Here is a 23,546-nt window from a genome sequence, read left to right on the forward strand (position 1 = left end):
TTAAGTGAACGGCATTAGCCTAATATTGGCGGTTTTTATTTATGTCAGTTTTACTAGCAAACGCTTTAAAACTGGCTGGTGATTACTCGTCGTCCACTTTTGGTGCGACTTTCTTCTTAGGGATAAACACGGTATCACCCACGGCCACATTTTGGTGGAAGCTCTTATCGCGCTTAACTGGTTTCTTCGGCGTTTTCTTCGCTTGAGTGTTGGTCTTCTTCTTAGCAGGACCGCCTTTAGCAAACGCAGGTTTACGTGGCTTAATGCCTTTGAATTTACCTTTTAGGCCTTCAAGTACAGAGAAGGTCAAATCTTGTTGAAGGTAAAGTTCAACACGCTTGAAGCTGTCCCAGTCTTTTGGACCAACCAAAGAAATCGCATCGCCTTTGTTACCCGCACGGCCAGTACGACCTACACGGTGCACGTACTCTTCCGTATGCTTAGGCATATCAAAGTTGATAACGTGGCTCACGTTTGGAATATCAATACCACGTGAAGCAACATCGGTAGTTACCAAGATCTTGTAAACCGCACGCTCGAACTGGCTCATAATAGCATTACGTTGCGTTTGGTTTAGGTTACCACTCAGTGCTACCGCTTTAAGCTTCTTCTCGTTCAACTTATCTGTTAAACGGTCAGTATCAGCGCGTGTTGCTGTGAAGATCATTACCTGACGGTATTCAGCTTCTTCCAGTACACGGTCTAAAATCGCTTCTTTGTGATCTAGGTGATCACATAAGTAGAATTTCTGTGTGATATCTAAGTGTTGCTCGTTAGAAACACCAACAGAGATACGCTTAGGTGCGTCTAGCATTTCATTTGCAATGCCATTTACTTCAGCGTGATCTAACGTTGCAGAGAACATCAACGTTTGACGACGACGGTGTTTAGCTGCATTGGCAATGCGACGAAGTTCTGGAGCGAAACCCAGATCAAGCATACGGTCCGCTTCATCAAGGATTAGCGTTTCAACACCATCTAGGAACAATGAACGATGTTCTAGGTGGTCAGCAAGACGGCCTGGAGTCGCAACGATAAAACGAGGGTACTTACGCAGTGCTTTAACTTGGTCGTTAAAGTTCTCACCACCTAAGATAAGCGCCGCTTCATAAGACAGACCACCAAGCATGCTACGCAGTTCGCCGTAAACTTGCTTCGCTAGCTCACGAGTAGGAGCCAAAATTACACCACGAGGATCTTTAGCAGAAAACGCTTTTGTTTTTAATGCTTTATGTATCATTGGCAACACAAACGCCAATGTTTTTCCTGATCCCGTTTTTGATGAAGCCAATAGATCCTTACCAGCAATAGCAACAGGGATCGCTTTTGATTGGATCTCTGTCGCCTTCTTGAAGTCGTAATGTTTTAAGTTCTTCAGTAAGCGGTTATCTAAGCCTAAATCTTTAAAGTGCAAAGGACTCTCCAGTCATGATGGTATTGAATAAAATTAATTTAACGTGACATGATACCGCGAAAGTACTTTATAAGGATAGAGATCACAGTAAATTTATCCCTTTATCTATCTTTAGCTAGAACAACGTATGCATTGCTAGCAAAGGGATAGCTCTCCAAAAACACCTTCAAGTCGTCTCTAAATCCTTCATCTCATAAATGAGACACAACGTGATACTTAGCTAATTACCTCAAAAATTTAGCAATTTCTTTAGTTATTGTTTTTGCAGTTAAAAAATTAGTCGCTACAATCATTAATGAAGCGACTATATGATAAAGAATGTATAGCGCATCTTTTGATGATAAATAAGCAAGGAGTTCTTATGAATAAGACGTTAATCGCAGCTGCAGCATCAGTTTTCATTTTAGCCGGTTGTTCTTCAGAACCAGAAGAAGCTGCAGTGTCAGAAATGGATCAACTAACTAACCAAGTGGCTCAACTTACAAGCGAAGTTGAAGCACTTAAGAGTGACAAAGCAGCCGCAGAAATGAAGGCTCAAGAAGCAGAAGCAGCCGCTATGGCAGCGAAAGAAGAAGCGGATCGTGCTAACGAACGCATCGACAACATCGCTGAGTCTTACACTAAGTAGTTTGAGATCTAATCGCGATTAAGCTGTAGATTAAATAAGTCGCAAAAAGCAGTATATAGACAGCACCACTTCTTATCGGATGTGGTGCTTTTTTTGGGTGACACTAATGCGAGTAAACAAGATAAAACCGCCCCTTGTTGCAGAAGAGGCAATCGAATTAAAACTCAATCACAGGTGGTGCTATCTCTACAGGTACGCCGTTTTGAGCAAAGATAACCGCTTTCGCCTTTGAATTTGGCAGTTCTGCGTCTTCAAGCCACCATTTTAGTTCCACAGGGATCTGTAATGATTTCTTTGAACCATCACTTCGAGTTAATGGCTCGTGCGCTTCTACAAACACACTTCTATCAGGCTCTAATGACACCTTAATCGGCTCATTGATAATGGTGACCTGTTCACCACTGTTCACTTGCTCAAACAGCCACTCAATGTCTTTAGGTTCCATTCGGATACAACCAGAGCTAACTCGTAAACCTATCCCGAAATCTTTGTTTGTACCATGGATCAAATAGTCGCCAGCGCCATAAGCAAGCCTCAAAGCGTACTCTCCCAATGGATTTTCCGGCCCGGCAGGAACCACTCTCGGTAATTCAATGCCCTTTTCAAGATACTCGTTGCGGATTGAATTTGGTGGCGTCCATGTTGGATTCGGTCTTTTTTGGCTTATCTTGGTGATCATCTCGGGAGTATCACGCCCCACTCGACCGATGCCGACAGGGAAAACATGCACCTGATTTTTCTCAGGCTCAAAGTAATACAACCTTAGCTCAGCAAGATTGATGACAATCCCCTTTCTTGGGGTGTCAGGCAAAATCAAGCGGCTTGGAATGCTTAACACATAGCCTTCCGCGGGAAGAAAAGGATCCACCCCTTTGTTGGCTGCCATTAAAGATAGAAAACCAATATCGTATTGCTTGGCAATGATGGCCAAGGTTTCGCCCGCCGCCACTTCATGCTGCTGGATTCTGCCCACAATGCGGCTTTCCGTTGGTGGCAATTCAAAGGTTGCAGCAGACACCCACGATGAAGCTATCCCGCTGGCAAGCAAAGTAGTTCTTACAACAAGCGACGCCGCCCTGTGGAGTCGTGTTTTCATTGACTGCAAAGGCGTCGAGTTAACGCAATACGACATACAAATCCTTGGTTTGTCTTTTATCAAAGTTTAGATTATCTCTGATCAAACGTCTCTACAACGTATTGTTGTCTCGAAACTAATAGGCAACAAGTTTATATGTAAGCCTTTTCTTCTCATTCACTTGCAATTTACCCATACAAAATCGATTGCCTTTACGCTTTCAACATATTTGGTTATCAATATTAATAAAACTATAATGGCAGACCTATTTTGTGACTAAAGTCTCATGGAGCCACGTTCTAACTCGCTAATATTGCCTCAACAAAACGAATTCAATTCAACAGAATCGGTAATTGATTAAATCCTGTTCCTATAATTACCGTTTAAACTTTGGAGAACGACCATGGCTACACCTCATATTAATGCTCAAGCTGGTGATTTCGCAGAAACAGTACTTATGCCGGGCGACCCGCTTCGCGCAAAATACATTGCAGAAACATTCCTTGATGACGTGAAGCAAGTTTGTGACGTTCGCAACATGTTTGGCTACACAGGCACTTACAAAGGTAAGAAAGTTTCTGTAATGGGCCACGGTATGGGTATCCCATCATGCTGCATCTACGTACACGAGCTAATCGCTGAGTTCGGCGTGAAAAACGTTATTCGTGTAGGTAGCTGTGGCGCGGTACGTGACGACGTTAAACTAATGGACGTTGTTATCGGCATGGGTGCATCTACTGACTCAAAAGTAAACCGCATTCGTTTCAACAACCACGACTTCGCTGCTATCGCTGATTTCGGTCTTCTAGAAGAAGCAGTAAACCAAGCTCGTGCACAAGAAGTTCCAGTTAAAGTTGGTAACGTATTCTCTGCAGACCTTTTCTACACTCCAGAAGCTGACCTTTTCGAAAAAATGGAAAAGCTAGGCATCCTAGGTGTTGATATGGAAGCGGCTGGTATCTACGGCGTTGCTGCAGACCTTGGTGCTAAAGCACTAACTATCCTAACAGTATCTGACCACATCATCCGTGGTGAAAAACTAAGTTCTGAAGAGCGTCAAAAGTCTTTCAACGACATGATGAAAGTTGCTCTAGAGACAGCAATCAACATCTAACGATTTGATAAAAGATACATTGAAAAGCGTTACCCCGCAGCCAGGCTCGCTTGGCTGCTCAAATAATCCCGAGGGGGAGATCGTGTCTAACGACAAGCTGCCAAAAGATGCGGATGGTTTGCAACTCAACTTTTGTAAAACATTGGCGTGTGACAACTTTGGCTTGAGCGATGCAAAACGGTATGTTTTGCAACACGCGAACCCTAAGCGTCCAGCGATGGTTTGTCGTGAATGTGGAGCTTTCCCCCCCTTACTTAACAATCGTGAAGTGTTAAGCGAACTTCATCGCCTAAGACAACTTCACAGCGACGGGCTCCCTGCTTGTCGTAATGATGATTGCGATAACTTCGGCTTATCGGTTCATACCCATAAACATCTTTATCATGCCTTCGGCTACAGTGGCGACAGGCAGCGTTATCGATGCAAAGACTGCCAAACAACCTTCGTTGATAAATGGTCTGGATCCAATAAAAAACTCCAATTTCAAGAGAACCTCATGGGCTTATTGTTCATGGGCTATTCCGTACGTGAAATCTGCCGAAAATTAGAGATCAACCCAAAGACTTTCTATGATCATGTTGACCATATCGCGAGCCGTTGTCGTCGTAAATTAGCGATGATCGATGCACGATGGGTTAACCATGCGAAAGATTACGAGTTCGCATCTCACTACCAGCGTCTGCAACCACAAAGTAACAACGGTGTGGTGTGGATAGCGACGGGCGAGGCGCATTCTGGCTATATACTTTGCCAACACGTTAACTACTCTCAAAATGAAGAACCATCAGGAAACGTCGACCATAACCCTTATGATGATGTGGCACGATTTGTATCCAAAGAGCACTCTTCAGAAGCAAATCTCGAACTGCCTCAGCCCTCTGACAAACTAAAAGAGCGCATTGAACAGCAGTACCAAGTGATTCTTGCGAGAGGTAACGTTGAGGACCCTATGGGTAACCTCACCACATTTAGTTACCCTTCAAAAGGCGCTCTCATTCGACCGCCTTATACCTCTTATGCTCACTTCTTACATGTGTTGGATATGTGTAACGAAGACAAGCATGTCGCCATCTATATGCCACAAGATCCATTACTAAGATCTGCCGCTTTAAGTGTATGTTTGCCGCGCATTCAGAGTCAAAATATTGACCTCATGTATGTCGAAGAAGATTCAGGCTGGCAAGACGACCAAAGTTTTGAAAAGATCGACATCGTTCACATGAGTTGGTGGCGAGATCGCTGGGCTATTGCCAATCAGGGTGATAACCAGAAAGGTATCTGCTACCTAACCGGTAACAATCCAGAACCAAAACAGTGGTTTAACACAGCCTCAATTCAACAAACTAAGTTCTATCAACAGCGCTTTCAGTTGTTATTTGATAGCTTTATTAATGAGCCCAGACGTAAGCTTCGTCCTGGGGGCATTCTTCCATTGCTCGACATATTTAGAGCTTGGCACAATCTGTGCTACCAAGATAAGCAAGGGCTCACGGCAGCACAACGCTTAGGCGTAGGGGAGCTGCCATTAACTCTAAAGCAACTACTTTCATAGCAACAAAGCCTCTAGGTAATTATTCGGGAACTCATTGATTTTAAAGCGACAACATGAGGTAACACCCATAATTAGAAAAGATCGATGTTCCTTTGACGCTCTACGAAAGATAATTGGTGCTTATCTCAAATTACACTCTTATAATGATTGTGTTATCAATATGTTCGATAATCATGGATGTAAGTCTTGGACAAAAATCAGTACCTTCTTGAAACAGAATTAGAAAAACTCAAAACTCGTGTCGACTCTGAGCCATCGGTGATCCTAGAGATTGCACAACAGTGCCTAGTCCGATCAGAGCAAGTTCTGTTTGAAGAGGGTGCCATCCAGTCATTAATGTTAATGGCAAGATGTAGCTGGAACCTGATGGATTACCAAAAAGGTTTAAAATACATCAAGGAAGCCTACAAGCGCCAAAGCCGATTAGATACCGACCTTTTTCTCCCTGAAATCCTCCATTTACACGCGCTCCAGTTCTGGGGACAAGCCAAGTACTATTCCGCCCAACAGTTCTGGATCAATGCTTTAGAGCAGTCCGCGTTGGTTGATGAAGTCGAAATTCAAATTGAATGCCTCATTGGCCTTGGCAATATTTGGCGGATGACCCACGAATATAAACTTGCACGTTCTACCCACCAGCTTGCCGTTAAAGTTGCTAACAACAGCCGCATTGGTTGGTTAGAGGGTAAAGCCAGAATACTGCTTGCGTGGGATTACTACCTGCTCAACAACTATGTTGAAATGCTGTCGGTATTGGACGGTGCAGAAGAAGCATTAAAAGACCATAAAGATAACACTTGGCATGCAGAGGTATGGGACTTTCGAGGCCTTGCCCTACTTGGTCTTGAACGCTTAGATGACGCGGAGCGCGCCACGGCCAAAGCGCACAATCTGGCAGTTGAACACAACCTAGTTTGGATGAAGGCGCACTCATACATCAGCCGAGCTAGATTGGAGCTCCTGAGAAAAAGACCAGAACAAGCGGCGGAATTACTGAGGCTCGCAGAACAATCCGCAAACGAGTTCGATAATGGCGAGTTGCTGAGCCAAATCTGTTACCAACAATCCTTGGTGGCGGAAGAAAACCAAGACTTCCAAGCCGCGCTCGTCGCCTTTAAAAAGTACCGTCAATATTCTATCGGCATGCTCAAAGAGCAAACGACACGTGTCGGTTTGGACAAAGCACGCAGTTCAAAACGCCAACTTGAACAGAGAGCACGAAAACTGATTAATCGTATTCGCGGTCAGCACGAGTACGATCCTGAAAAGCACCTCTCTTACGTTGTCTCTGAAACCTTTTGGTGGGAAAAGTTGGTGCTGTTCAAGACAGAGCTTAAACGTTCAAACCACAGCATCATTATGTTCCATCATGTCGATACTGATTACTTAGATGTCTGTACCGAGATTGCTCATGCTTTATGTAACCAGAATGACTTCATCGCAAGGCTAAGTTCTGAACGTGTGGCCCTTATGCTTTCCGAAAAAGGCGAAGCCGCAGAGCAAACATTCCAAACTCTCAGCACCATGCTTGATATCTATCCATGGCATAGAAAAGGACTAAAGGGTTCGAAACCGACCGTCAGCCTCAATGATATTTTGACGTTCCCGTTCACGCTTGAACAATTAGAAGAAGACGATGCTGAGGTAATAGAATAATGGAAACTCTATTAAGCAAGATCACAGACGCCGGTTTAGACCCTTCATCAGTATCAGGTGAAGAAGCGATCATCTTCTGGAACCACATTCGTCAGCACGTTTCGACGACGCAAACAGAGCAAGCACACTGCTATATCATTAGCTCTGAGTACCGTGCTGAGTTACAACAAAATCAAACCAGCATCGAAGAGTTGAGACGAGCACTCGATCTGCTCCACCTTCCTGCCGATATCGAAGACATACTGACAGTCAAAACCAGCCTAAGTGACCGCTTAGTTGAAATCGGTGATTACACGTCAGCACTCAATGAATTCGTCAGTTCATCGACTATCGCGGTTGAACACGGTCATATCGATGAGTATGTATTAGCTATTTTAGGCATGGGCAACCTGTGTGATTCCTATGGCGATCACAACAGAGCACTTCGTTACTACCAAAAAATCAGCAGCATAGACCATGCGATAAGCAGTCGCTCACTTCGTCTCAAATTCAAGCTGCATATGGTAGCAAGCCTACTTCTACTCAATCGCATTACAGCAGCCAGCGATTTACTGAATGAGTGCGAAGAACTGAGTATTTTGGTGAGTGACAAGTTGCTCACAGCCCAAATATTGCTTTACCAAGCGAAAGTTCTGCGCGCTAAGAAAAAATACCATGAAGCGCTACGCTGTCTGTCCAAGGTTCAATACCCAGCCAACAGCACTCAAGCAAGCTGGCTCGCGACCATGACTCGTCTAGAGCTCTCACATTGCCTAAGTGCAACCGGCAAGCAAGACTACGCGAGCATGATTTTGTCGAGCACAGACAAACGCGTGAAAGCCTACTCATCGCCAGTTCTTGCAAAACGATTCTACGATTCGCTGAGTGATGTGTGTATGAATCAAGGGCGTTTTCAAGAAGCGCTAAGCTATGAGAAAAAAGGCTACCGAATTGAAACCGATCTGATGAAGCAGATCCCGATCAGTGAACTCGGTGCAAGCCAACTACGCCGCCTGTCCCGTTTTGAATTACAACTCAAACTCATTCTCTCTGAACAAGAGAACAAAGAGCTCAAAGAGACAACGGAACAACACAAGAATGCGGTTGCTCAGCTTCAACAAGACGTATTCACCGATCCATTGACAGGGTTACACAACCGCCGCTGGTTAGATGTGAAACTGAAAGACATGCTGCTGCACGATACCTCTTTCGCGCTGATGGTTATTGATATTGACCACTTCAAGTCTATCAATGATGAACTGAGTCACTTAGTGGGCGATAAAGCGATTGTTAGTGTGTCTCAAGAGCTACGTTCATACTTTAAGTTTAGAGGCGCGTCATGTGTCAGATTTGGTGGAGAAGAGTTCCTCGTCATTCTAGAGAACACTGATCTTCCGAAGGCAGAAATGCACTCTGAAAATTATCGAGAGCGCATCTTCCAATTTGGATGGCATGAAATACTTGGGGAGCGTGGTTTGACCGTGAGTATTGGTATCACTTTGCATCGTGACGGAGAGAATACTCAACGCACCTTCTACCGTGCGGATAAAGCGCTATACCGAGCTAAAGCCAACGGCCGGAATCAAGTGTGTACAGAGTAGTGGCATATAGCTCTGTAGCTTAGGCCAACTGCTTATTGATAAAAGAACAGAGAAATACCAGCAAGGGCGGCAAGTGTGCCTATGATACTTTGCTTTGACACCTTCTCCCCTTTCAGCGCATAAATCACCAAAATAAAGACCGGGCTGGTCGCTATCAACGTTTGTGCAATCGCAGGGTTAGCATTCTTCAACGCCACTTGTTGAAGCCATAGAGCGAGAAACGTCCCGACAAAGATTGCTCCTAATAACCACAGTTTATCGAGCTTGGTCATTTCCCATAAATCTCTTTTTATCGATGAATACGGCTTCTTTTCAACGAAAGGGATAATCAGCATCACAGCAAACACGCCAATCGTCAGGCGAATCAAAGCACCTAACAATGGTGGGATATCACCCGCCACTAACGCGTAATGAGAAATAACCACACCAGATGCCTGACAGACACTCGCCACAAGCCCATAACCAATGCCACCCCACTGCGCTTTGTTATTCGATTCACCGCTCGCCGATTTTGATGGCTGGAAGACAACGAAGGTCACCGCTAGTGTTGTAATCACGACACCGAGCCAACTTTGCACTGTCAATACAGCGCCCAGGAACATTAATGCCAGCACACCAGAAAGAGGCGGGGCTAAAGATTCCAGTAACAGCGTCTTATTGGCACCGATTCTTTTCAACGCCGCAAAATAGGCGCTATCTCCAATCGCAATGCCAATCACACCTGAAATTGCCAATATCAGAAAATGGTTGGTACTCAGTTCAAACTCCGGCATCGGAATAAGAGGCATCACCAGCAACATCATCCCTGACGCCACTACACCCTTAACAATGTTCAATTGCATCGCAGAGAAGCGATGACCAAACTGTCCATAAATCCATGTCGCACACGCCCACACAATCGCAGCACCAATAGCCGCCAATTCACCTATATACATCCGTGTTTATCCTTTGTGGTTGTGCACGTCATTTAGAATCGTAGCTGTCATCATTTCAGCTAAAATACCAACCAGAAAGCCGAAATAGCCTCTTCAAACGCGATGAGATTTTATAAGATTAGTCAATGGTTTTGCTCACATTAGAAGCGAATACTCATTATTTATAACTCAGTAAATCATTTTTATAACAATTACTTGGATGATAGCGTACTATATTTATAACTAACATCTAACATTACAAGGATCTGTTATGTTTTTAGACTACTTTGCACTCGGCTTACTCATTTTCGTTGCTCTAGTCATCTTTTACGGCATCATCGTTATTCACGATATCCCTTATGAAATAGCCAAAGAACGTAATCATCCTCACCAAGACGCAATTCACGTCTCAGGCTGGGTTAGCCTATTCACTTTGCACACAATTTGGCCCTTTCTATGGATTTGGGCAACATTATGGCGGAAAGACCGAGGCTGGGGCTTCGAAAAACTCGAAGAAGAGCAGCACGATATTCATCACCGAGTGGATGTTTTAATCGATCAAGTTAGCACCCTTCAAGAAGAGATCGCACAGCTCAAACAAGCAAATACTAAACAAAGCAGCACAAAAAAAGAGTCAAACAACGTTCAAGATCAGGAGGCTAAGTAATGGATTTACTACTGATAATGACCTACGCGGCACTTTGTATCACTATTTTCAAAGTATTTAATATCCCACTAAACAAATGGACAGTGCCTACCGCAGTGCTCGGTGGTGTGGTCATCGTAGGAACATTGATCCTATTAATGAACTACAACCATCCTTTCACACAACTTGGCAACCAAGTTTACTCAACGACTCCAATTGTTTCAGGCGTTAGAGGTAAAGTCATTGAGGTTCCTGTTGAGGCGAATTCTCCTTTAAAGAAAGGAGATATCCTCTTTAAAATTGACCCTATCCCTTTTGAAGCAGAAGTCGCTAAGCTCGAAGCGAAAGTAAAAGAAGCAAGCCAAGGAGCACTTGGGCTTGAATCTCAAGTTGCTGAAGCTGAAGCTGCTAAAATCAAAGCGATTGCAGAAAGAGACAAAGCGCAACGCGAATTTTCCCGTTATAAGCGTGGCTTTGAAAGTGGTGCGTTTACCGAACAACAATTGGATACTCGTAGACAAGCTTATAAGGCATCGGAAGCAGCAGTAAAAGTAGCAGAAGCAAGTCAACAACAAGCTCAGATCGCTCTAAATTCTGAAATTGGTGGCGAGAACACCGCAGTGGCAGGATTACTTGCAGACTTACGTAAGGCTCAATTCAACCTTGACCAAACGGTCGTGAGAGCACCAACGGATGGATATGTTACACAACTAGCACTGCGTCCAGGCGTAATGGCTGTACCGCTACCTCTTGCTCCTGTCATGACATTTGTCCATACGGAAGAAAAATACTACATCGCAGCATTCAGACAAAACTCATTGCAACGACTGCATCCTGGTTTCGAAGCTGAATTTTTATTCAGAGCACTACCAGGCAAGATTTTCAAAGGACGCATTGATGAAATAATCCCAGCTATTGGTGAGAGTCAAATTCAAGCGCGCGGGACACTTATTGGTACCAATGCACTTCGTACTAATGGACGCGTATTTGCTAAAATGACCATCACTGATGACCTGTCTGACTACCATTTACCTATGGGTACCGCGGTTGAAGTTGCCGTTTATTCTGACAGCTTCACCCACGTTTCAATCATGCGCAAGGTCCTTATTCGCATGAAGAGTTGGCAAAACTATCTATACCTAGACCACTAAACGGTCAAAGGTACGTGACGAACCCGCTTAACACATTGTTAAGACGAATGAAAAAGTCAGACTCGCTCTGGCTTTTTTGTTGCTGGATTAACCGTAAAATTACGCTTTTTACACGATATTTAGGTGTTCAGATGGAATTTTAGACATCTAGACACTTACCTTCCCTTATGGAAGGGTTCTACTGTATAATGCGCGCCTTATTTTTTATATTTGCCCAAAAAACGTTCTCATTGAGACGCATATTAATAATGGCGAATATTTATTCTTTATTTTGCTTTATTTTTCAGAATTCGAGGTTATCTATGAACTTTTCAGCTAAAACAGTGGTCGTTATCGCCATTGGCGCGGCACTGTACGGCATTGGTGGTTTACCTATGTTTGGTGTCCCAGTGTTTGCTAACACGACATTGAAACCAGCAATGGCAGTTCTAGCACTGTTTTCTGTTTTGTTCGGCCCTATTGTTGGCTTCTTAGTTGGCTTTATCGGTCACTGGGTAACGGATCTGTTCGCAGGCTGGGGTGTGTGGTTAACTTGGGTTTTAGGCTCAGGTATCGTAGGCATGGTTATCGGCTTATTCCCGATGTTGACCAAGAACCGCCTTCAGCAAGGTGAGTTGCCTATGAAGGACTTCGCGCTGTTTGTGGTACTTGCCCTTGCCGGTAATGTGGTTGGTTACGGCTGCTCTGCATTCCTAGATACCATCCTTTATGCAGAACCGTTTACTAAAGTCTTCACTCAACTGTCTATCATTGCTGCGGGTAACACCGTTCTGATCGCTGTTGTTGGCTTACTGATCCTAAAATCAGTCGCTAAACGCAACAAACAAAGCCGTAACCTGACTGAGGCATAAGCGATAATGACTATAGCATTTTCGAACTTCTCTTTTAGATATGAGTCGCTGGATAAACCGACGCTAAAAAATATCAATCTAAGGATAGAGAAAGGAGAGAAAATCGTCATTATTGGACCAAGCGGTAGTGGTAAATCTACCCTAGGTCAATGCCTTAACGGTCTGATTCCTCATGCTATCAAAGGTGAGGTGACTGGCTCTCTAGAGATCAACGGTAAGAACATTTCTGATTTTTCTATGCACGACTATACCGAGCAGGTTGGCACAGTATTACAAGATACTGATAGCCAATTTGTCGGTTTGAGTATTGGCGAAGACATCGCATTCGCACTGGAAAATCAGTTAGTGTCGAACATTGATATGTACCCTCTGGTTAAGTCGACAGCAAAAATGGTCGACTTAGCAGATATGCTTGATCGCTCGCCACATGATTTATCCGGCGGCCAGAAACAACGCGTGTCATTAGCGGGCATCTTAGTTGATGACGTTGACATCCTGTTGTTTGATGAACCTTTGGCTAGCCTTGACCCGAAAACGGGTAAAGCGACTATCGAAATCATCGACCAACTTCATAAAGAAACCAACAAGACTATAGTCATCATCGAGCATCGCCTTGAAGATGTACTACATCGCGATATCGATCGAGTGATCTTGATGGAGCGCGGTGAAATTGTCGCGGACATGACACCCGATGAAATCTTAGCTTCTGAACTGCTTGAAACACACGGTATTCGTGAACCACTTTATTTATCTGCTCTGAAGGCAGCGAAAGCACCTTTGACCAGTGAAGATAAGCTATCAAACCTCAAAGCTCTCGATTACAAAAGATTCCGCCCTGCGGTTCAGGCTTGGTTTGCAGAGCGCCCGACTCCAGTTGCCGAGAAGCAGTACCAACCTTTGCTTGAGGTCCACGGCCTGACTTACTCTTACGATGGTGAAAAGAACGCTCTCGAAGATGTCAGCTTTAAGATTGGTAAGGGTGAGTTCGTTTCAATCTTAGGCAAAAACGGTTCAGGCAAATCTACCATCACTAAACTCATCATGGGTGTGATCGATGCCGATTCAGGCTCTTCCTATCTAAATGGTGAAGACCTATCTGAGCTTTCTATCTTTGAAAGAAGCCAGAAAGTCGGTGTCGTGATGCAGAACCCAAATCATATGATCTCTCATCATATGATTTTTGATGAAGTTGCATTCGGTCTGCGTAATCGTGGGGTTGCAGAGCAGGAAATCAAAGAGAAGGTGGAAAACGTTCTTGAGCTGTGTGGCTTGAGCAAGTTCCGCCACTGGCCAATCGAAGCGCTAAGCTACGGTCAGAAAAAACGCGTAACGATCGCTTCTATCTTAGTATTGGAGCCAGAGCTTCTGATCTTGGATGAACCAACAGCGGGTCAAGATTACCGCAACTACACCTCAATGCTGGCGTTTATCCAAAAGCTTAACCGCGAGTTAGGTATCACCGTCGTGATCATTTCACACGACATGCACCTTGTTCTAGAGTACACCACACGCTCAATTGTCATTGCTGACAGCAAGCTGATTGCCAATGCCGCGATGACGGAAGTATTCAGTCAGCCATCGCTGTTAGAACGCGCAAATCTTTGTACCACCAGCATTTATGAACTCGCGACTATGATGAAAATCGACGACACCAACGCATTCATGCAGTACTTCATCGACTACGAGAGAAGCGCTCAATGAACGTATCAAAAGTAAAATTCGGCATCAATTACATTGATACAAAATCACCGCTTCATGCACTTAACGGCATCACCAAATTTGCGCTCTTCTTAGCTTGGGTAACCGTGGTCTTAACTACGTTCGACCTAAGATTGATTGCACTGCTTATTGTGACTGGTTTATACCTGCTAAAGCTGACCAATGTGCCTGTACGCGTATATAAGCCTCTGTTATTGGGTACGGCGAGTGTATTGAGCCTAAATGCTTTGTTCATGTATCTGCTGGCTCCACAGCAAGGTACTGAGCTCATCGGCAGCGAGACCTTATTGCTGACATTGCCGGGTAACTACTCGTTGAGCCAAGAGACTCTGTTTTACTTAGTCACTGTTACGCTCAAATACATGAGCATGTTCCCGATAGCGTTGATTTTTGTCTTCACAACGCATCCGACTGAGTTTGCAGCTAGCCTCAACCGTATCGGTGTTCCTTACAAGATCGCCTATGCGGTCAGCTTAACACTGCGTTACTTGCCAGAAGTTAAGAAAGACTTCATCAATATCATGCATGCTCAACAGGCTCGTGGTGTAGAGCTCTCAAAGAAAGCGCCTCTAATTACTCGAATCAAAAATGTGGCTAAGGTTCTAGGCCCGCTCATTTTCTCTAGCTTGGACCGAGCAGACGAGATCTCTAACGCAATGACGTTACGAGGTTTTGGCCGACACAAAGCTCGCACTTGGTATAGCTATGCACCTTTGAAACGTATCGACTTTGTTTGTTTAGGTGTCATCGCTTTTATCGTGGTGTTAGCCATTGCGAAACGCATTCTAGAGCCGCAGTTATTTTGGTATCCGTTCTAGTCATCTGAATTAGCATAGATAAACAAAGACTTTAAATAACACACCACTCAATAGGGCGGTGTTTTTGTTTATGCCAAAATCTGATTGATAATTGAACCAATGACACAATACTGACTATATTTAACGATAAATTGACCAGTTATTTACCCTTGGAGTTTGAGATTTAATTCATAAGCTCTTAATATACTCGTTTACAGAATGTTACACTCAATAGAGATTTGTAATGGCTCGAATTACTCAAGTACAGAAACTAGAAAATCAAAAGCACTACGATGAGATCGTACTAAACCTTTTTCTGGCTGAAGGACATGAAGCACTAACTTATGCAAGGATTGCTCAAGAAATTGGCATTAGTTTGACGACGCTTCAGGGCTATTATCCATCGACCCGCGCTATCCGATCAGCGTTACACCAACACATGCTATCAATTGTTATAGAGAATCTAGAGTTCTCATCGGAAGAAGTATTCATTCAATCTTGGCAAAACGCTCTAGATAATGATCAATTTCGATTCGTGATCAAATTGATGTTTTTCCATGCCTCCCAGGTCAAGAGCCCTGAACAGTTTAACATCAGTTCAGATGGTCAATTCCGCGAGATAATGTTTAATAGCTTTGGGCTTGATTCCGTTCGAATCCTTGAGACTGTCGTAGGACGTTCAATGTTCTATCTCACGAACTTCAAGCAGCATTAGACCAAACGTTATAAATACAAAAATGGGAGCCTTTCGGCTCCCATTTTCTTTTTAGTTATCGCTTACTTCAACTAATAGACCTAATTTAGCTTGTAAAAAACGGTCGATAACGGTGGTAAACGCAGCTCAATCGATGTGTCTAAGCCTTCGCTTTCTACTGATTCAACCTCAGCAACCGGCTTCACTTCAAAGCCACTGCCTGCATAATCCGCAGAGTCTGTATTCAATAACAAAGAGTACTGACCTTGTGCTGGAACACCTAAGCGGAAGTGCTCATGAGGAACGGGGGTGAAGTTAGAAACCACCAATACACGCTCGCCTGATTCACTGATACGCTCATGAGCTAAGATGCTCGCTTCAGCAGAGTCCTGTAGACGCCATTCAAAGCCTTTCGGATCAAAATCAAGATCGTGCATTGCAGCTTCAGAGCGGTACAGATTGTTCAGGTCTTTCGTTAAACGCTGAACACCTTGATGACGCTCGTAATCCAGCAAAAACCATTGCAGCTGGTCGTCATGGTTCCATTCAGCCGTCTGACCAAATTCTGCACCCATGAAGTTCAGCTTCTTACCTGGTTGCGCATACATGTAACCCATATAAGCACGTAGGTTTGCCGTTTGCTGCCATTCATCACCCGGCATCTTGTTGTGGATAGAACCTTTACCGTAAACCACCTCATCGTGAGACAGAGACAATACATAATTCTCACTGTGTGCGTAAACCAGTGGGAAGGTAATCGTATCGTGGTGATATTTACGGTTGATTGGGTCTTCTTGAATGTAAGACAAGCTGTCGTGCATCCAACCCATGTTCCACTTAAAGCCAAAGCCTAAGCCGCCCATAAAAGTCGGTGCTGAAACACCAGGGAAAGCCGTTGATTCTTCAGCAATCGTCATCGCATTCGGAAAGTGTTTATACACTTCTTCGTTCATCCACTTAAGGGTTGCGATAGCGTCGTAGTTTTCGTTGCCGCCATCCGCATTCGGGATCCATTGGTCATGGCTACGCGAATAGTCGAGGTACAACATCGAAGCAACCGCATCAACACGGATGCCATCGATATGGAATTGTTCGAACCAGTAAAGAGCGTTTGCTACCAAGAAACGACGAACATGCTCTTTGCCTAAATCGTAAATGTACGAGTTCCAATCTTGATGCCAACCACGACGTGGATCTGGATCATGGAATAATGGCGTACCATCGAAGTTTGCTAGGCCGTGATCATCACTTGGGAAGTGAGCAGGAACCCAGTCCAGAACAACGCCAAGACCCGCTTGGTGACATTGATCGACGAAGTATTTGAAATCATCTGGAGAGCCAAAACGGCTAGTCGGTGCAAAAAGACCAACAGGCTGATAGCCCCAAGAACCGTAGAATGGATGTTCTGAAACTGGCATTAGTTCAACGTGCGTGTAGCCAAGATCCGTTAGGTATGGGATCAGCTCTGCCGCAAGCTCGCGATAATTTAAGAATTCACCTTCAGCGTTACGCTTCCAAGAACCTGCATGCAATTCATAGAACGAAAGCGCTTCTTTGCGCTTTTGCGTTACCGGGCGATTTTGCCATTGAGTATCTTGCCACTGGTAACGAGCGTGATCGTAAGTTACAGATGAGAACGATGGGTATTGCTCAGAGTAGAAACCCCATGGGTCAGCTTTGTGTGGTAAGCCTTCGCCATTTGGTCCTTTTAATTCAAACTTGTATTGAGCGCCTTCTTCCAGTTCAGGAATGAATAAGCCCCACATACCGTAATCTAGGCGTTGCATTGGGTGGCGGCGACCATCCCAAGCGTTGAAGTTACCCACCAAGCTTACCGCAGTTGCATGCGGTGCGTACACCAAGAAACGCGTACCTGAAATCGTCTGTCCATCACGCTCTAGCGTAATAAACTGAGCCCCCATGTGATGATACATATCTTTCGGTGTATGAAGATCTTCATAACTCGCGTACAGATCGTGGTACTGGTAAGGATCATCGATGATCTGTTCTACGCCAGCCCAATCAACCGCAAGCTTATAGTGAGTAAAACGTAAGTCTCTCTCTTGCTTAAGAATGAAACCACTTTCACCCTCTCGCGCTAACTCAATACGAGGTTCCTTTCCAACAATCAACTCGACTTTATCTGCCCCAGGAATCCACACACGTAATGCACCTTGCTCAGAAGGTAGGTATGGCCCTAAAAACGCGAATGGGTCTGTGAAACAAGCCTGTGATAGTTGGGTATATATTTGTTTTTGCTTTGAAATCGAACTTAGTTCCAAAACGTTTCTCCCTAACCAAACATCCAAAAAACATAATACAAAAATGCCCGCTATTAGTGCGGGCAATATAACGACGGTTTATTCTACCAGATGAGCATTCATTATTGAGTGACCGAGGTTGTAGTTTCGTACGGCGTAAGCAAAAAACCACCTAATTTCAAGTCACTCACGTCATTACTTACCGGCTTTTTCTCGAACGTCAGTCAGCTTAGAAGCGATACGATTAACGCCTTCGTGAGCAAATATTTCGTCCAAGTTCATTGATAGTTTACGACGCCAGTTAGGGTATTCATCAACCGTGCCAGGAATGTTTACTGGCTTGTCCATCTCTAGCCAATCTTCTAGCTGAACGCTCAGTAGTGTTGAACCACCAGCCGCTACGTGCAGTTGAAGTGCCTCAGCAAGGTAAGAGTCCATCGGTACTTGGCTCGCATCGCGGCCCACACCTTCTGGTAGGAAACCATGCCATGCTACTGAATCTAAGATACCTTGCTTGCACTCTAGGCGGTCATCGAACAAGGTTTCTAATTGTTCTGCATCTGGGTATAAGCCAATCTCTTGGCCCATTTTCAGGTCATCACAGTGCCAGAAGCCACGAAGCGTTGGCATATCGTGAGTACACAGTGCCGCCATCGATTGTGATGCGTAGTGTTTTGGTGAGATGAAACCACCGTCGTCTTCTGATGTTTCGAAGAAGAACACTTTGTAAGAATGCACACCAGCATCTGCAAGGATGTCGACAATCTCATCCGGTACCGTACCTAAATCTTCACCGATAACGCTACATTGGTAACGGTGAGACTCAAGCGCCAGAATAGACAGCATATCTTGTACTGGGTAGTAGATGTACGCGCCCTTAGTTGCGTTCTCACCCTTTGGAATCCACCACAAGCGCAGTAGACCTAAAACGTGGTCGATACGCAGTGCACCACAGTGCTTCATGTTCGCTCGAAGTAGCTTTATGTAAGCGTCGTAGCTTGTTTCTTGAAGCACTTCTGGGTTTAACGGAGGTAGACCCCAGTTCTGACCCAAAGGACCAAGAATATCAGGTGGAGCACCAATGCTCGCATCCATCACTAGGTTGCCTTCGTCAGCCCAAGTCTCGCTGCCTGAATCTGCAACACCTACCGCTAAGTCACGGTACAGGCCAACAGCCATGCCCTTCTCTTCTGCAAGAGACTGTGCATCGTTGATCTGGCAATCTGCTAGCCATTGCAGGTACATGTACAGATGAACGTTTTCTAAGTTCTCTTTGATGTATTTCTGTGTCGCTGGGCTGTCGAATGTACGGAACTTCTCAGGGAATACCGGCCATCCCCACATGCCAGAATCTTCTGCATGCAGTTCACCATGTAGAGCATCAAACGCCGCTTGATGCATCAGGCTATCGCCACCCTCTTCTACGAAGGCTAAGAACGCTTGTGCACGGTCGCTGTTTTTGTCTAGATGACGAGTCTTAAATTCTGCGAATAGCAGAGGCAAGATGCTCATCTTAAGCTCAGACACTTCGGTGTAGTTTACCCAGTGTGCTTCACGCGCTTTTTGTAGACGCTGTTGGAACTCTGCGCTGCCGACTGTTTGTTGTGCTTCTGCACTTAGTGCAAATTCAGGAACTGAACTCACATCAATGTATAAGATGTTCAACCAGCGACGAGAAGATGGGCTATATGGGCTCGCACCTTCAGGGTTCGCAGGGAACAATGAGTGAATGGGGTTTAGACCAACGAAGTCACCACCACGAGAAGCGATATCCGCAACAAGCTGTTTTAGGTCTCCGAAATCACCAATACCCCAGTTATGCTGAGTTCTTAGGGTATAAAGTTGAACACTGGGTCCCCAAAGCTTTTTGCCTTGCTCGATTGGTGACTGCTTGAAACACGCTTTTGGCGTAATAATCAGTGTCATCTCGTAAGGCTTCTTACGGCGCTTACGGCTCACAATGAGCTTGTGATAACCCCATGCCAAATCACTTGGCAATGCAAACACTAAAGGGCCACCCTCGGCACGCTCGTCACGAATGACTTGAGATTGAAGATAGCCTTCAAGTACCTCTCCTTGCTCGGTTTCTAAGCGCCAACTGAACTCACTTTCACGAGCACTTACACCTAGATTAAGCGCCACTTCTACTGGCTCACCGTCACGCAAGACAAGAACTGGGTCTAGTACATCTTTTTTGTGTTTTCTTTCTGCTGACTTAAGCAGTGCATCATCGCTGCTTGTATCGTAGCCCAACGAAGCCAATAGAGACGTGATCGTCTCGTCTGATACTTGTGCTTCATCGCCCCACGCACTAACGTAACTGTCGGCAATGTTTGCCATTTCTGCGACTTGTTTTAATACGGTCTGTTCTTTCATCGCTCTCTCCGAAAACGTTCTGACGCTTTCTATTTTGTAGGGTTGTTAATTTAATTTTTACTAATCAATTAGCTTGTGACAATCGGTTTGTAAGCAGCTTGTTTATAAACGAAACCTTTAAGCCTTTCGTTTGCTCACAAGCTAATTGAGCCAAGGCAGAAACTGCCTTGGCTACTTTGGAAGTATTAACGGTTAACCGCTTCAAGTTTCCAGATGTTGTTCACGTAGTCGCGGATAGAGCGGTCTGATGTGAACTTACCAACCAATGCTGTGTTAAGAATTGCTTTCTTAGCCCAACCTGCTTGGTCTTTGTATTGCGTGCCCATGTCTTCGTGCGCTTTCACGTAAGATGCGAAGTCAGCAAGACATAGGTAAGGGTCACCACCGTCTAGCAGGCTATCAAACGTTGCACGTAGAAGGCCTGGTTGACCTGGAGTGAACTCATCGCCAGTCAGTAGGTCTAGAGATGCTTTCAGTAGTGGGTCTGCATTGTAGTAGTCGTATGGGTTGTAGCCTTGAGCTTTCAGAGCTTGAACACCATCAACGTCTAGGCCGAAGATGTAGATGTTTTCATCACCCACTTCTTCACGAATCTCAACGTTTGCACCATCCATCGTACCGATAGTTAGCGCGCCGTTTAGAGCCATCTTCATGTTGCCCGTACCAGATGCTTCTTTACCCGCTAGTGAGATTTGCTGAGAAACGTCTGCTGCAGGGATGATGATTTCAGCCATGCTTACACGGTAGTCAGGAATGAATACCACTTTCAGCTTGTTACCGATGCGAGGGTCGTTGTTGATCTTCTCTGCAATCTTGTTAACCGCGAAGATGATCTCTTTCGCTAGGTGGTAACCCGGTGCTGCTTTCGCTGCGAAGAAACATACGCGTGGCTCACACTCGAAACCAGGTTCGTTAAGAATACGGTGGTACAGAGATAGAATGTGTAGCAAATCTAGGTGCTGACGCTTGTATTCGTGAAGACGTTTGATTTGAACGTCAAAGATAGCGTTAGTATCTAGCTCGATACCCATGTTCTCTTGAACCCAATCAGCTAGGCGCTGTTTGTTTTCTTTCTTAACAGCCATGAATTCTTTTTGGAATTTCGCGTCTGTTGCAAACTTAGCGATGCCTTCTAGCTGCTCAAGTTTTGCTGGCCATTCAGTGCCGATCTTACCCGTGATTAGCGCAGATAGACCTGGGTTACAGAACTTCAACCAACGACGTGGCGTGATGCCGTTCGTTACGTTAGTCAGTTTACCTGGGAAGATTTCGTTGAATTCAGGGAACAAGTCTTTCTTAACCAGTTGAGAGTGAAGCGCAGCTACACCGTTTACTTTGTAAGAACCAATCACACATAGGTTTGCCATGCGAACCATACGGTGGAAACCTTCTTGGATGATAGAAAGCTTCGCTTGCTTCTCACCGTCACCAGGCCACATCTTGCGAACTTCTTGCATGAAGCGGTGGTTGATTTCAAAGATGATTTCCATGTGACGTGGAAGAAGACGATTGATTAAAGATTCAGACCAAGTCTCTAGCGCTTCTGGAAGTAGTGTGTGGTTCGTGTAAGCGAACGTGTGAGCACTGATTTCCCATGCTTGATCCCAAGATAGACCTTTCTCGTCAATCAGGATGCGCATTAGCTCAGGAATCGCGATCGTTGGGTGTGTATCGTTCAGCTGAATCGTTTCTTGCTTAGGCAGATCTTCTAGAGAGAAACCTGCTGCTTCGTGACGACGTAGAATATCGCGAACAGACGCTGCTGAGTGGAAGTACTGCTGCATTAGACGCAGAGTCTTGCCTTTCTCGTGGTTGTCGTTCGGATAAAGTACTTTAGTGATGTTACCTGCATCGATTAGCGAGTGTTGCGCTTCGAAGTAGTCACCGTTGTTAAAGCTTGCTAGTGAGAATGGTGCAATTGCCTGACATTCCCAAAGACGCAATGGGTAAACCGTGTTTGACTCGTAACCTACGATAGGTAGATCCCAAGGCATTGCTTTCACTTCCATACCTGGAACCCAAGTACGTACTTCTTTACCGTCGATGAATTCAACGTCTACATGACCGTAAAAACCAATGTGTTGTGCTAGTTCTGGACGAGCCACTTCCCATGGGTAACCTTCAACACCGCGCCATGCGTCAGGTGCTTCTTGTTGGCGACCGTCTTGGAAAGACTGCTTGAATAAACCGTATTCGTAGTGAAGACCGTAGCCTACTGTTGGGTATTCTTGAGCGGCACAAGAATCCATGAAACAAGCAGCTAGACGACCAAGACCACCATTACCTAGTGATGGGTCACGTTCTTCTTCTAGAAGGTCAGTTAGGTTTTGACCTAGCTCTTCCATTGCATGAGTGATCTGTTCGTATAGACCCATGCTGATCAGGTTGTTACCTGTTAGACGGCCAATCAAAAACTCAAGTGATAGGTAGTTAACGCTCTTCGCGTTCTTAATTTTTTCGTCATTTTCAGTTTCTAACAGATCAAATGTTGTGAGTTCTGCTAGCGCACGCCCCATTGCTAGGTACCATGCGCGGCTATCTGCGTTTTCAATCGTTGTTGCGTAGGTTGCAGATAAATGTTTCTTAACACTCTCTTGGAATGACACTTTATCGAAAGTTTTTTGCTGAGTTGGTTTCATTTCAGAAATCTCGCTTTTAATAGTTCTAATTCATCTGTGACATATCGTGCATGGTCACCATAAACTAAACATCCTCCCGCTAATGCAACTGACTAGGAGTAGATGGGAGGGCGTAGGGGGCGTACCGACTTAGGGTTAGTGATCTGACTCTCATGTTCTGACTGCGAACAAAAACTTGGAGTGACTAAGATCACAAGCTCCCGTTCGATAACTTAACTTCAATTGATGTGACTTTTATTTAACCCATTTAAAGTCATTGCCAAATCTGAGTTTCAGATCACGAAAATAATTTCCAACTCTCATCTTTTGCATTGATTCCCGTGTAGGGATGAACGAAGTCACATTCACAAACCAACCCGCAACGTGAGCAAAGTCTCAAATAAAGGGCGTAGACACCCAAAAACATGCAGGAGTGCAAGGTTTCTGAGGAGGATCGTAGTCGGTAACGTTTGGCTTCACGTAATATGAGTAAAGACTTA

The 23,546-nt window shown here is 44.8% G+C and carries 17 protein-coding genes; 11 read left to right on the top strand and 6 right to left on the bottom strand.

From position 1 onward, the window contains the following. Nucleotides 1-82: 82 nt before the first annotated feature. Entirely contained in the window at nt 83-1,414 is a 1,332-nt protein-coding gene (locus AB4375_RS07680) for a DEAD/DEAH box helicase (protein WP_017061883.1), read from the bottom strand. Between the two features lie 361 nt (nt 1,415-1,775). Here AB4375_RS07680 and AB4375_RS07685 point away from each other — a divergent pair, with 361 nt between their 5' ends. Continuing rightward, the gene (locus AB4375_RS07685; protein WP_017061882.1) at nt 1,776-2,042 is read left to right on the top strand and encodes an Lpp/OprI family alanine-zipper lipoprotein; all 267 of its coding nucleotides are present in this window, start codon (nt 1,776-1,778) and stop codon (nt 2,040-2,042) included. A gap of 157 nt (nt 2,043-2,199) precedes the next feature. Here the strand turns inward: AB4375_RS07685 and AB4375_RS07690 are convergent, their stop codons facing one another. Continuing rightward, nucleotides 2,200-3,174: a L,D-transpeptidase family protein gene (locus AB4375_RS07690; RefSeq protein WP_372051290.1), complete on the bottom strand. Its 975-nt coding sequence runs from the start codon at nt 3,172-3,174 to the stop codon at nt 2,200-2,202. Between the two features lie 346 nt (nt 3,175-3,520). On the opposite strand from AB4375_RS07690, the gene deoD reads away from it, so the two are divergent. From deoD to AB4375_RS07710, 4 genes are all read left to right on the top strand, one after another. Next, on the top strand, nt 3,521-4,231 hold the full coding sequence (deoD, locus tag AB4375_RS07695) for a purine-nucleoside phosphorylase (protein WP_017061880.1): 711 nt from the start codon (nt 3,521-3,523) through the stop codon (nt 4,229-4,231). A gap of 82 nt (nt 4,232-4,313) precedes the next feature. Next, on the top strand, nt 4,314-5,783 hold the full coding sequence (locus AB4375_RS07700) for a lactate dehydrogenase (protein WP_017061879.1): 1,470 nt from the start codon (nt 4,314-4,316) through the stop codon (nt 5,781-5,783). 186 nt (nt 5,784-5,969) lie between these two features. Beyond that, a complete protein-coding gene (locus tag AB4375_RS07705; RefSeq protein WP_017061878.1) occupies nt 5,970-7,439 on the top strand; it encodes a hypothetical protein in 1,470 nt (489 codons plus the stop codon). Continuing rightward, nucleotides 7,439-9,019 carry a diguanylate cyclase domain-containing protein gene (locus AB4375_RS07710; protein WP_372051291.1) on the top strand — a complete coding sequence of 527 codons (1,581 nt, stop codon included), beginning with the start codon at nt 7,439-7,441 and terminating at the stop codon, nt 9,017-9,019. Before AB4375_RS07705 ends, AB4375_RS07710 begins: the two co-directional genes overlap by 1 nt. Nucleotides 9,020-9,051: 32 nt before the next feature. On the opposite strand, the gene AB4375_RS07715 is transcribed toward AB4375_RS07710, so the two are convergent. Next, nucleotides 9,052-9,954, bottom strand: coding sequence for a DMT family transporter (locus tag AB4375_RS07715; protein ID WP_017061876.1), 903 nt, complete (start codon nt 9,952-9,954; stop codon nt 9,052-9,054). Nucleotides 9,955-10,204: 250 nt separating this feature from the next. Here AB4375_RS07715 and AB4375_RS07720 point away from each other — a divergent pair, with 250 nt between their 5' ends. The 6 genes from AB4375_RS07720 to AB4375_RS07745 all read left to right on the top strand — a co-directional run bounded on the left by AB4375_RS07720 (nt 10,205) and on the right by AB4375_RS07745 (nt 15,812). Beyond that, nucleotides 10,205-10,600 carry a DUF3302 domain-containing protein gene (locus AB4375_RS07720; RefSeq protein WP_017061875.1) on the top strand — a complete coding sequence of 132 codons (396 nt, stop codon included), beginning with the start codon at nt 10,205-10,207 and terminating at the stop codon, nt 10,598-10,600. Continuing rightward, on the top strand, nt 10,600-11,730 hold the full coding sequence (locus AB4375_RS07725) for an HlyD family secretion protein (RefSeq protein ID WP_017061874.1): 1,131 nt from the start codon (nt 10,600-10,602) through the stop codon (nt 11,728-11,730). Before AB4375_RS07720 ends, AB4375_RS07725 begins: the two co-directional genes overlap by 1 nt. Before the next feature lie 302 nt (nt 11,731-12,032). Further along, nucleotides 12,033-12,581 (top strand): ECF-type riboflavin transporter substrate-binding protein, encoded by a 549-nt coding sequence (locus AB4375_RS07730; RefSeq protein WP_017066579.1) that lies wholly within the window; start codon nt 12,033-12,035, stop codon nt 12,579-12,581. 6 nt (nt 12,582-12,587) lie between these two features. Beyond that, entirely contained in the window at nt 12,588-14,282 is a 1,695-nt protein-coding gene (locus tag AB4375_RS07735; protein ID WP_017064242.1) for an ABC transporter ATP-binding protein, read from the top strand. After that, on the top strand, nt 14,279-15,118 hold the full coding sequence (locus AB4375_RS07740) for an energy-coupling factor transporter transmembrane protein EcfT (RefSeq protein WP_371721028.1): 840 nt from the start codon (nt 14,279-14,281) through the stop codon (nt 15,116-15,118). The genes AB4375_RS07735 and AB4375_RS07740 overlap by 4 nt, the downstream gene beginning before the upstream one ends. Nucleotides 15,119-15,341: 223 nt before the next feature. Continuing rightward, the gene (locus AB4375_RS07745) at nt 15,342-15,812 is read left to right on the top strand and encodes a TetR/AcrR family transcriptional regulator (RefSeq protein ID WP_017072409.1); all 471 of its coding nucleotides are present in this window, start codon (nt 15,342-15,344) and stop codon (nt 15,810-15,812) included. Nucleotides 15,813-15,892: 80 nt separating this feature from the next. On the opposite strand, the gene glgB is transcribed toward AB4375_RS07745, so the two are convergent. The 3 genes from glgB to AB4375_RS07760 all read right to left on the bottom strand — a co-directional run bounded on the left by glgB (nt 15,893) and on the right by AB4375_RS07760 (nt 23,067). After that, complete coding sequence (glgB, locus tag AB4375_RS07750; protein ID WP_372051292.1) at nt 15,893-18,073, bottom strand: 1,4-alpha-glucan branching protein GlgB; 2,181 nt, start codon at nt 18,071-18,073, stop codon at nt 15,893-15,895. Between the two features lie 174 nt (nt 18,074-18,247). Beyond that, nucleotides 18,248-20,428 carry a 4-alpha-glucanotransferase gene (gene malQ, locus AB4375_RS07755; RefSeq protein WP_372051293.1) on the bottom strand — a complete coding sequence of 727 codons (2,181 nt, stop codon included), beginning with the start codon at nt 20,426-20,428 and terminating at the stop codon, nt 18,248-18,250. A 185-nt stretch (nt 20,429-20,613) separates the two neighbouring features. Further along, complete coding sequence (locus AB4375_RS07760) at nt 20,614-23,067, bottom strand: glycogen/starch/alpha-glucan phosphorylase (RefSeq protein WP_372051294.1); 2,454 nt, start codon at nt 23,065-23,067, stop codon at nt 20,614-20,616. Nucleotides 23,068-23,546 lie beyond the last annotated feature (479 nt).

It is taken from the genome of Vibrio sp. 10N.261.51.C6 (genome assembly GCF_041471785.1).
In the GTDB taxonomy this organism is placed as follows: Bacteria; Pseudomonadota; Gammaproteobacteria; order Enterobacterales; family Vibrionaceae; genus Vibrio; species Vibrio crassostreae_C.

Coding starts and splice junctions, on each gene's coding strand:
- AB4375_RS07685 (WP_017061882.1), top strand. CDS start 1,776: ATGAATAAGACGTTAATCGCAGCTGCAGCATCAGTTTTCATTTTAGCC.
- AB4375_RS07690 (WP_372051290.1), bottom strand. CDS start 3,174: ATGTCGTATTGCGTTAACTCGACGCCTTTGCAGTCAATGAAAACACGA.
- deoD (WP_017061880.1), top strand. CDS start 3,521: ATGGCTACACCTCATATTAATGCTCAAGCTGGTGATTTCGCAGAAACA.
- AB4375_RS07710 (WP_372051291.1), top strand. CDS start 7,439: ATGGAAACTCTATTAAGCAAGATCACAGACGCCGGTTTAGACCCTTCA.
- AB4375_RS07715 (WP_017061876.1), bottom strand. CDS start 9,954: ATGTATATAGGTGAATTGGCGGCTATTGGTGCTGCGATTGTGTGGGCG.
- AB4375_RS07720 (WP_017061875.1), top strand. CDS start 10,205: ATGTTTTTAGACTACTTTGCACTCGGCTTACTCATTTTCGTTGCTCTA.
- AB4375_RS07725 (WP_017061874.1), top strand. CDS start 10,600: ATGGATTTACTACTGATAATGACCTACGCGGCACTTTGTATCACTATT.
- AB4375_RS07730 (WP_017066579.1), top strand. CDS start 12,033: ATGAACTTTTCAGCTAAAACAGTGGTCGTTATCGCCATTGGCGCGGCA.
- AB4375_RS07735 (WP_017064242.1), top strand. CDS start 12,588: ATGACTATAGCATTTTCGAACTTCTCTTTTAGATATGAGTCGCTGGAT.
- AB4375_RS07740 (WP_371721028.1), top strand. CDS start 14,279: ATGAACGTATCAAAAGTAAAATTCGGCATCAATTACATTGATACAAAA.
- AB4375_RS07745 (WP_017072409.1), top strand. CDS start 15,342: ATGGCTCGAATTACTCAAGTACAGAAACTAGAAAATCAAAAGCACTAC.
- malQ (WP_372051293.1), bottom strand. CDS start 20,428: ATGAAAGAACAGACCGTATTAAAACAAGTCGCAGAAATGGCAAACATT.
- AB4375_RS07760 (WP_372051294.1), bottom strand. CDS start 23,067: ATGAAACCAACTCAGCAAAAAACTTTCGATAAAGTGTCATTCCAAGAG.